We start from the raw sequence: 9,908 nt of genomic DNA on the forward strand, positions 1-9,908 counted from the left end.
TCCGACTGAATCACAAGTCATTGATATCACCCAACTTCATTTCGGGGCAGACACTAAGGTGTTTGATCCCAGGGTTTGATGGTGCGATCCTTTCGTTGGAATGGAAGGATGCCATATGGGACAGGTACGTCACGGGAGCGCCACGACCACGCACGTCGTCCGAGCAGCAATACAGCGATCGCAAGCTTCGCTCGCGACGCTGAGCCGGGAGTTTGGGATCAACCCCAAGACGGTCGCCAAGTGGCGCAAACGCTCGACAGTGCAGGATCTGAAGACTGGGCCAAAGGATCCGCACTCGACGGTGCTGACCGAAGCCGAGGAGGCGATGGTCGTCGCGTTTCGGCGGCACACGCTGCTGCCGCTGGATGATTGCCTCTATGCCTTGCAGCCCTCGATCCCGCATCTGACACGATCAGCGCTGCACCGTTGCCTGCAACGCCACGGCATCTCACGCCTGCCCGACGTCGAGGGTGACAAGCCAAAGCGCAGCGCTTCAAACGCTATCCGATCGGCTTCTTCCATATGGATATTGCCGAGGTCCAGACGGGCGAAGGCAAGCTCTATCTGTTCGTCGCCATCGACCGCACCAGCAAATTCACCGTCACCCAACTCGTCGACAAGGCCGACAGGCGAACGGCATGGGAGTTCCTCGAGCCCATTCTGGAAACCGTGCTTTACCGCATCCACACGATCGTGACGGACAACGGTATCCAGTTCGCCGAGCAGCCCCGCAACCGTAACACCGCCTGGCGCACCAGATGCGCTTCGACATGATCTGCGAAGCCAACAGCATCGAACACAGGCTCACCAAGCCCAACCATCCGTGGACCAACGGGCAGGTCGAACGGATGAACCGCACCATCAAGGACGCCACCGTAAAACGCTTCCATTACGACAACCACGATCAGTTGCGCACGCACCTCGCCGACTTCATGGCTGCCTACAACTTCGCTCGTAGGCTCAAGTCCCTCACTGGCCTCACGCCCTACGAATACATCGTCAAAATCTGGACTTCAGAACCAGGCCGATTCATCATCGATCCGATCCACCAGATGCCGGGACTAAACACCTAGTCACGTCACTTTGGGCGCTCCGGCCAAGCGGTTTGCCGAGCTAAGATAGTTGAGCCGGCGGCGCCGGGGGCGGCCGCCGGCTCAGATGCCAATTCTATCAGTTTGATCCCAGTAGGCTTCTCAACTCCGCGCACCCACTGCCACTGCACTCGGGGGAGAGGCGGCGGTGAGGGCGTCAGCATCGGCGCGCCACACTAGTCGCGCGAACAGGATGCGGCAGCTTCGGAATCTACGCATGAACTTCCGTTCCGGCTCCAAACGACCTCGTGTCTATTTCCGCCCGCAATCAGCCTTCGTGCAGTCTTTCGCCGGATTTGTGTGGCTGGGTAGATTCCGAGCCTGCATTGGATCGACGCAACCGTTCAGGGTGAGCCCATCGCCCCTTTGATCTCGCAGTGAGTTTCGAGCGGCTGACACAGGCGAGGTCACCCATGCCGCACGACTCGAACACGCTGGTGTCGGAGAAGGCCTCGCCTCAAGCGCAGCAAGCACATCACAAGGTTGGGGGTGCCGCGCCTGCAGCGATCATGAAGGCCTTCGTTTATCACGGCCCAGGCAAGAAGGCCTTCGAGGACCACGCCAAGCCCCAGATCATCGACCCGACCGACGCCATCGTGAAGATCGTCAAGACCACGATCTGTGGCACCGACCTGCACATCCTCAAGGGCGATCTGCCGAGCTGCGAGCCTGGCCGGATCCTTGGCCATGAAGGGGTCGGTGTGATCGATAGCGTCGGGCCTGCCGTGACGGCGTTCAAGGCGGGAGACCGGGTGCTAATCTCCTGCGTCAGCGCCTGCGGTAAGTGCGAATACTGCCGCAAGGGCATGTTCTCCCACTGCACGACCGGCGGCTGGATCCTGGGCAACACCATCGACGGCACCCAAGCGGAGTTTGTCCGTACGCCCCACGCCGACACCAGCCTCTATCCCATCCCCCAAGGCGCCGACGAAGAGGCTCTGGTGATGTTGAGCGACATCCTGCCGACCGGCTTCGAATGCGGCGTGCTCAATGGCAAGGTCCAGCCCGGATCCAGCGTGGCGATCGTTGGCTCGGGCCCTGTCGGCCTCGCCGCCCTGCTGACGGCCCAGTTTTATTCGCCGGGCGAGATCATCATGATCGATCTCGACGACAACCGGCTCGAGGTCGCCAAGCGCTTTGGCGCCACCAAGACGATCAACAGCAGCGACGGCAAGGCGGTCGAGGTGCTGATGAAGCTGACCGACAACCGCGGCGTCGACACCGCCATCGAGGCGGTCGGCGTGCCGGCAACCTTCGAACTTTGCGAGCAGATCATCGCGCCGGGCGGCGTGATCGCCAATATCGGCGTCCATGGCGTACCGGTGGAGCTGCATTTGGAGCGGCTTTGGGACCGCAACATCAGCATCACGACCCGGCTGGTGGACACTGCCAGCACGCCGATGCTGCTCAAAGTGCTGAAGGCCGGGAAGATCGATCCGAAACTGCTGATCACCCACCACTTCAAGCTCGCCAACATTCTGGAGGCTTACGAGACCTTCGGAAACGCCGCCAAGACCAAGGCGCTGAAGGTGATCATCGAAGCCTGACGTCTACCCAGCGACACGATCGGCGACCTGACCGGGCCGTCGTGCTCCCATCCAGAAAGCAGTCCACCATGACCTACCAGAGCCTCAATCCCTTCGACGGGGCGCTCATCAAATCGTTCGAGGTCCTCGGCGATCCTCAGCTCGAGACCAAGATCGCCGGCGCGCAAAGTTGCTTCGAAACCTGGCGTCACAAGTCTTACGCAGAACGGGCGACGATCATCGCTAAGGCCGGTGAAATCCTGCATTCCCGAGCCGGTGAGTTCGCCCGCATCATGACCCTTGAGATGGGTAAGCGGATCAGCGAGGCGCGCGGCGAAGTCGAGTTCAGCGCCCGTATTCTGGCTTATTACGCCAAGAACGCCGAGCGCTTCCTGGCGCCGGTGAAGCTCAATCCCGTCAATGGCGAGGCCCATATGGAGAGCAGCCCGATCGGGGTGATCTTCTGCGTCGAGCCCTGGAATTTCCCCTATTATCAGCTGGCCCGCGTTGCCGGCCCCCACCTGATGGCCGGCAACACGCTGGTGGTGAAGCACGCGGGCATAGTGCCGCAATGCGCTATCGCCTTCGAAAAACTGCTGATCGAAGCCGGCGCGCCGGTGGGCCTCTACACCAACCTGCTGATCTCCCACGAGCAATGCGATCAGGCGATCGATGACCCGCGCATCAAGGGCGTCGCCCTAACCGGCAGTGTCGCAGCCGGCCGCAGCGTCGCGGCCCGCGCCGGGCAGAACCTGAAAATCTCCTCGATGGAGTTGGGGGGCAGCGACGCCTTCATCGTCCTGGAAGACGCCGACCTCGAACACACCATCCCCTGGGCGGTGTGGGGCCGGATGTACAACACCGGCCAGACCTGCTGCGCCGCCAAGCGCTTCATCGTCGTCGAAAGCCTGGCCGACAAGTTCCTGGAGAAATTCCAGGCAGCGCTCTCGGCGCTCAAGGCCGGCGATCCGATGGATGAAAAGACCACGCTCGGCCCGCTCTCGAGCGAATCTGCCCTTGTCCAGCTTCTGAAGCAGGTGGACGACGCCGTCGCCAAGGGCGCGAAACTGGTCATGGGTGGAAAGCGCGTCGATCGCCCTGGCTCCTATATGCAGCCGACCATCCTGACCGACATCAAGCCGGGCAATCCGGCGTTTCGGGACGAGTTCTTCGGTCCGGTGGTGTCGTTCTATCGGGTCAAGGACGAGGACGCGGCCATCGCCCTAGCCAATGACTCCGACTTTGGCCTGGGTGGCTCGGTCTGGACCGAGGATGTCGCCCGCGGCAAGCGCGTCGCCAGCCGTGTCGAGACCGGCATGATGTTCATCAACAACATCGATTGGTCCGACGCCGAACTGCCCTTTGGCGGCATCAAGAACTCCGGCTACGGCCGGGAGCTCGGCGACATGGGCATCCAGGAGTTCGTCAACAAGAAGCTGGTCCGCACTCTGAAGGCCGAAGCGCCGAAGTAGCCACTGGCCATCCGGCTTCCAGCACGTGACCCGGTGGATTGCCCACCGGGTCACGTCCGACGCTGACTCCATGTCTCAGGGATATCGCAAGGACCACCCAATGTACGTCAATGTCGCCGTCCTGAAAGAGACCCAGCCGCACGAGCGGCGTGTCGCCCTGGTGCCCTCCGACGTGGCGAAGCTGACCAAGCTAGGCGCCAAACTGCATATGCAATCGGGGGCCGGCGACGCCGTCAAACTGAGCGACGACGCCTTTAAGGATGTCGTGTTCATGGATGACCGGCGGGCGCTAGTCACCGATGCCGATGTCGTCCTGGCGGTGCAGCCGCCCTCTCTCGCCGTGGTCGACGCCATGAAATCGGGCGCGATCCTGATCTGCTTCGTTTATGCGGCCAACGAGCCCGAACTGGTCAAACGCCTGCTGGCGCGCAAGATCACCTGCTTCGCCATGGAGCGGATTCCGCGCATCTCGCGGGCTCAGGCCATGGACGCGCTTTCCAGCCAATCGGCCCTAGCGGGCTACTACGCCGTCGCACTCGGCATGACCCATATGGACACGGTGCTGCCCAAGATCACCTCGGCCGCCGGCGTGATCGGTCCGGCCAAGGTGCTGGTGATGGGCCTGGGCGTCGCCGGACTGGAAGCGATCGCCACCGCTCAGCGGCTTGGCGCTGTGGTCGAGGGTTATGATGTTCGACCGGAAACCAAGGAACAGGCCCTTTCGCTCGGCGCGACCTTTGTCGATACGGGGGTGGATGCAACCGGCAAGGGCGGCTACGCGCGGGCGCTCACCCCCGAGGAAAAGGCCAAGGTCGATGCCGCGCTGACGAAGCATATCCAGGCGTCTGACCTGATCATCACGACGGCGGCCATTCCCGGCAAGGCTTCGCCCAAGCTGATCAGCAAGCAGCAGGTGTCGGGCATGAAGCCTGGCGCGGTGATTGTCGATCTCTCCGCCGAGGGCGGCGGAAATTGCGAGGACACGCAGCCCGGCGAAACCATACAGGTCGGCGGCGTTACCCTAGTCGCCCCGCTCAATGTCCCCTCGCTGCTGGGGGCCGATGCCAGCACCCTCTACGCCAAGAACCAGTACAACCTGCTGGCTCTGATGATGAAAGACAACATCATCACCATCGACTGGTCCGACGAGGTCCTCGCCAAGACCTGTCTTACCCACGACGGCAAGCTGAGCGACGCCGCCCAACCCGACGCCGATCATCCGCCCAAATCCGCCAAGTCCCGCGCGGCTGCGGCCTGAGCCGGATCTGGAGATTCTCATGACCTTCGACATCACGATCACCGGCTTTGTCGCCCTCTACATCTTCATGCTGGCCGCCTTCGCCGGCTGGGTGATCATCGGCAACGTGCCGGCGATCCTGCACACGCCGTTGATGTCGGGCTCCAACTTCGTCCACGGCATCGTGGTGGTCGGCGGCCTGTTCGCCTTGCTCAACGCCTCCACCGTTCTGGAGCAGGTCATCGGCTTCTTCGCCGTCCTGTTGGGCGCAGGCAACGCCGCCGGCGGCTACGCGGTCACAGACCGCATGCTGGCGATGTTCAAGACCAGCGGGGCGAAGGCCAATTCACACCACTCCGCCAAGGTCCATCACATCAAGAAGCACGGTTGAGGCCATCGTCATGCTCACCCTGATTGCCCAACTCACGATCGGCGCAGCCGACCTCGCCGCCGCCTTCCTCTTCCTGTTCGGTCTGAAGCGGATGTCGTCGCCGGCCACCGCGTCGTCGGGTATCCGCGTGGCGGGCATCGGCATGGTCGCCGCTGTGGCGGCGAGCTTCCTCTATGTGTTCAGCGCCGATGCGGCGGCCAAGCCGCATCTCATGGTCAATCTGACGCTGGCGATCGTCGCGCTGGCCGTCGGCGGCGTCGGCGCTTGGTTGGTCGGGCGCAAGGTTGCCATGACCGCCATGCCGCAGATGGTCGCCATTTATAACGGCATGGGCGGCGGCGCGGCCGGCGGCATCGCCGCAGTGGAACTGTTCGGCGGCAAGACCCATGGGACAACCCAGCTGGTCGTCACCTTGCTCGGAGCCCTGATCGGCGCGGTGTCGATGTCTGGCTCGGTAATCGCGTGGGCCAAACTCCAGGGCGTGCTTAAAAAGCCGCTTCGGATCAAGGGCCAGCAGCTTCTCAACGGACTGTTCTTCCTCGCCACGGTCGCGGTTGGGGGCTGGATCGTCGTTGCATCGCTCAGCCGCGTCGATCCGATCATGCCCTTGGCGTCCTGGACCTACATCTTCTTCGGCCTCGCCCTGGTGTTCGGCGTCCTGATGACGCTGCCGATCGGCGGGGCGGACATGCCTGTCGTGATCTCGATCTACAACGCCTTCACGGGCCTTGCCGTAGGTCTCGAGGGCTTCGTATTGGGCAACCCCGCCCTGATGATCGCCGGCATGGTCGTCGGCGCGGCAGGCCTCCTGCTGACCCTCTTGATGGCCAAGGCCATGAACCGCTCAGTGGCCAACGTGCTGTTCTCCAACTTTGGCGACGCCAAGACCAAGGCCCACCACGGCGCCATCAAGGGTACTGAGCGCCCGGTGGAGGCGTCCGACGCCGGAATCAAGATGCGCTACGCTTCCAGCGTCATCATCGTGCCGGGTTACGGCCTGGCCGCCGCCCAAGGGCAGCAGAAGCTTTACGAGTTCGTCAAACTGCTTCTGGCGGCCAAGGTCCAGGTCCGCTTCGCCATACACCCCGTGGCCGGACGCATGCCCGGGCAGATGGATGTGCTGCTGGCCGAGGCCGGCGTGCCCTACGACCTGATCTTCCAGCTGGATGACATCAACGCCGACTTCGCCACGACCGATGTCGTCCTGGTCATCGGGGCCAACGATGTCGTCAACCCGGCGGCGCGCAGCGACAAGGCCTCGCCCATCTTCGGCATGCCGATACTGAACGCCGATAAGGCCAAGCAAGTTTACGTGATCAAGCGCGGCCAGGGCAAAGGCTACTCCGGCATCGTCAACGCCCTGTTCTACGAGCCCAACTGCAACATGGTCTTTGGCGACGCCCAAGCTGTGCTGATCAAGATGATCGAGGCCGTTCGCGGTCTGGGCGCGGCAGCGGCCTGATGGCCCGCCCCGCAAGCCGGTTGAGCATATCGCCCGGGGCCTCCGCTATTCCGCTACCGACTCCTACCTCCGGGAAGCTCTACCACAGCCACTACGTCGCCTCTCTGAGGGCTGGATGCTCAACCTCCAACCCCGCGCCCGAACCCCAGCAAAGGAAACTCCCATGGCCGGAAAAATGCAGGCCGCCGTCGTCACCGCGTTCGCCAAGCCGCTGGAATTCCAGGAGTGGGATATCCCTACGCCAGGACCCGGCCAGATCCTGGTCAAGACCGAGGCCTGCGGCGTCTGCCATACCGATCTGCACGCACGCAACGGCGACTGGCCTCTAAAACCGACGCTGCCCTTCATCCCCGGCCATGAGGCGATCGGCATCGTCGTGGCGCTCGGCGCCGGCGTGAGCTTGGTCAAGGAGGGCGACCGCGTCGGGGTGCCTTGGCTCTATTCGGCCTGCGGCCATTGCGAATATTGTCTGCAGGCGTGGGAGACAGTCTGCGGCGAAGCGCAATTTGGCGGCTACACGCAGAACGGGGGGTTTGCGGAATACCTCCTCGCAGACCCAAACTACGTCGCCCACATTCCAAAGGATCTCGGCTCCAAGGAGGCCGCGCCGCTGATCTGCGCCGGGATCACCACCTACAAGGGGATTAAGGAAACGCAGGCCAGGCCTGGGGAATGGATCGCCATCTCCGGGTGTGGCGGCTTGGGGCATCTGGCGATCCAATACGCCAAGGTCATGGGCCTTCAGGTCTGTGCGGTCGACATAGACGATGGCAAGCTGGAACACGCTAGGCGGCTGGGCGCGGACCTGGTGATCAACGCCAAATCCGGTGATCCGGCGGCGCTGCTGAAGAACGAAACCGGTGGCGGCGCCCACGGGGTACTGATCACCGCGCCGTCGCTGCCGGCGTTCAAGCAGGGCGTGGACATGACCCGCAAGCTCGGCACTTGCGTTCTGGTCGGCCTTCCGCCGGGCGAATTCCCGCTGCCGCTGTTCGATGTGGTCGCCAATTGCATTACCGTGCGCGGGTCGTTCGTCGGCACACGCAAGGACATGGCCGAGTGCCTGCAGTTCGCGGCCGAAGGCAAGGTCAAGGCCGATATCGAACTGCAGCCGCTCTCCGCGATCAACACGATCTTCGAACGGCTGGAACGTGGCGACGTGCCCTCTCGCGTCGTCCTGGATTTCACGGGCAGCGCTGCCGAGAAGAGTGCGGCTCCCGCTAAAGAGGCTGTCCCCGCCTGACGCGCGAATGGACAACCCTTGCGCGACGAGCTGGCTGTGGGATGGCGCTCGGCTCGCCGCCAAGGAGCCGCTACGGCTGCTTTTCAGGCGAGAAGGCGTTCAAAGAAACCGAGTTCATCGATCTCTTTGGCGGCGCGCCATGGAATGTGGGTGCGGCCAGGCGATTGGCATCCAGTCTCGGCGTTGCCCCTGGCGCAGTCCGGATCATGCATGACTGTGACTGACGAGGGCATGGAATTCCAGGAAAAGACGACCGCCTACGACGGGTACCTGAAGGTCGACCGTCTGAACTTCAAGATGCCCGGCGGCTCGAGTGTCGAGGGTGATGTTGAGAGCGGCGTTATCGAAGAAGCCTGGGCCGGGATGATCAATCCGGGTGAATCCCCGGCAATCGCGATGCGGCGCGAAGCGTTGGAACTCGGCGTGCGCCTTGAGAACCTGCAGACGGTGGGCCGCCTGTGGTCGTCCCCGGTACCTCGACCGAGCGCGTCTCCCTGTTCGTGGCGCCCTATTGTGAATCCGACCGGGTATCGCCCGGCGGCGGTCGCGCGGTGGAACACGAGGAGATTTTGGTGATGGAGCGCCCGCTGCTCGAGCTGGCGGGCGAGGCCGAGGCCGGCCGGATCGTGGACTCCAAGCTCTTCCTGCTGGTCACGACGTTGCGGCTTCGCGACCCGGACCTCTTCGCCTAGTTTCGCCGCCGAATTCCGGCGCTGGACCCCCGGCTCAGGTTCCCCGTTACTACTCAGTGATCTTGGGACAATCGACATAGACCCGCTTAGCAGGAGTCGCTTCTGCGTAGTTTCCGGCGCTGCCAGGGAGAGCCTTGATCAGCTAGTTGGGAGGCAGCGTCCTAGCCTCGCTTTGCCTCGGCCGTGTCGGCGAGCCTGCCGACGTTTGAAGCGCGCGACCCAACGCCCCCGGCGAGCGAACGCGCTCATCCGATGGAGGATCTCATGGCCGAACAGGCTCAAACTGACATATCGCCGCCTGCCCCAGCCTCCAGCGTCAAAGATCCTGTGTGCGGGATGACCGTCGATCCGGCGAAGACCACGCAAAATGCGGAGCACGGCGGGGCTGCGTTTCACTTCTGCTCGGCGGCATGCCTTGGCAAGTTCAAGGCCGATCCGGAGCGCTATCTGAAGCCGCAAGCCGCCGAGGCCGCGCCCGCGGGGACGATTTACACCTGCCCAATGCACCACCAGATCCGGCGCAATGCGCCAGGGCCCTGCCCGATCTGCGGCATGGCCCTTGAGCCTGAAACGATCACCGCCGATAGCGGTCCAAACCTCGAACTCGCGGATATGAGCCGCAGGTTCTGGATCGGCCTGGTCTTGGCCACTCCAGTGTTCATCCTGGAGATGGGCGGCCACATTCCCGCTCTTGGCCTGCACAAACTCGTCCCGCCACTGATCTCCACCTGGATCCAGTTTGGACTTGCTTCGGTTTAGTGGAGAGCGGTTTGGGTAGCGCTGCGTTTCTCGAA

General features: G+C 63.1%; 8 protein-coding genes and 2 pseudogenes. All 10 read left to right on the top strand.

Annotated elements, in window-relative coordinates:
- The first annotated feature begins 115 nt into the window (after positions 1-115).
- Positions 116-1,073: pseudogene (locus G3T14_RS22295) on the top strand (IS481 family transposase).
- 527 nt (positions 1,074-1,600) lie between these two features.
- Positions 1,601-2,638: a zinc-dependent alcohol dehydrogenase family protein gene (locus G3T14_RS22300; RefSeq protein WP_163644720.1), complete on the top strand. Its 1,038-nt coding sequence runs from the start codon at positions 1,601-1,603 to the stop codon at positions 2,636-2,638.
- Positions 2,639-2,706: 68 nt separating this feature from the next.
- Positions 2,707-4,089 (top strand): NAD-dependent succinate-semialdehyde dehydrogenase, encoded by a 1,383-nt coding sequence (locus tag G3T14_RS22305; protein WP_163644712.1) that lies wholly within the window; start codon positions 2,707-2,709, stop codon positions 4,087-4,089.
- Between the two features lie 100 nt (positions 4,090-4,189).
- Positions 4,190-5,347, top strand: coding sequence for an NAD(P) transhydrogenase subunit alpha (locus G3T14_RS22310; protein WP_163644713.1), 1,158 nt, complete (start codon positions 4,190-4,192; stop codon positions 5,345-5,347).
- Between the two features lie 19 nt (positions 5,348-5,366).
- The gene (locus tag G3T14_RS22315; protein WP_163644714.1) at positions 5,367-5,717 is read left to right on the top strand and encodes an NAD(P) transhydrogenase subunit alpha; all 351 of its coding nucleotides are present in this window, start codon (positions 5,367-5,369) and stop codon (positions 5,715-5,717) included.
- Between the two features lie 10 nt (positions 5,718-5,727).
- Positions 5,728-7,179: an NAD(P)(+) transhydrogenase (Re/Si-specific) subunit beta gene (locus G3T14_RS22320; protein ID WP_163644715.1), complete on the top strand. Its 1,452-nt coding sequence runs from the start codon at positions 5,728-5,730 to the stop codon at positions 7,177-7,179.
- A gap of 163 nt (positions 7,180-7,342) precedes the next feature.
- Positions 7,343-8,422, top strand: coding sequence for an alcohol dehydrogenase AdhP (adhP, locus tag G3T14_RS22325; RefSeq protein ID WP_163644716.1), 1,080 nt, complete (start codon positions 7,343-7,345; stop codon positions 8,420-8,422).
- 41 nt (positions 8,423-8,463) lie between these two features.
- On the top strand, positions 8,464-8,646 hold the full coding sequence (locus tag G3T14_RS22330; RefSeq protein WP_163644717.1) for a hypothetical protein: 183 nt from the start codon (positions 8,464-8,466) through the stop codon (positions 8,644-8,646).
- Positions 8,633-8,998 carry a hypothetical protein gene (locus G3T14_RS22335; protein WP_163644718.1) on the top strand — a complete coding sequence of 122 codons (366 nt, stop codon included), beginning with the start codon at positions 8,633-8,635 and terminating at the stop codon, positions 8,996-8,998. Before G3T14_RS22330 ends, G3T14_RS22335 begins: the two co-directional genes overlap by 14 nt.
- 428 nt (positions 8,999-9,426) lie before the next feature.
- A pseudogene (locus G3T14_RS22340) lies at positions 9,427-9,867 on the top strand (YHS domain-containing protein); the annotation flags it as partial.
- Positions 9,868-9,908 lie beyond the last annotated feature (41 nt).

It is taken from the genome of Methylobacterium sp. BTF04 (assembly GCF_010692745.1).
Lineage (GTDB): Bacteria > Pseudomonadota > Alphaproteobacteria > Rhizobiales > Beijerinckiaceae > Methylobacterium.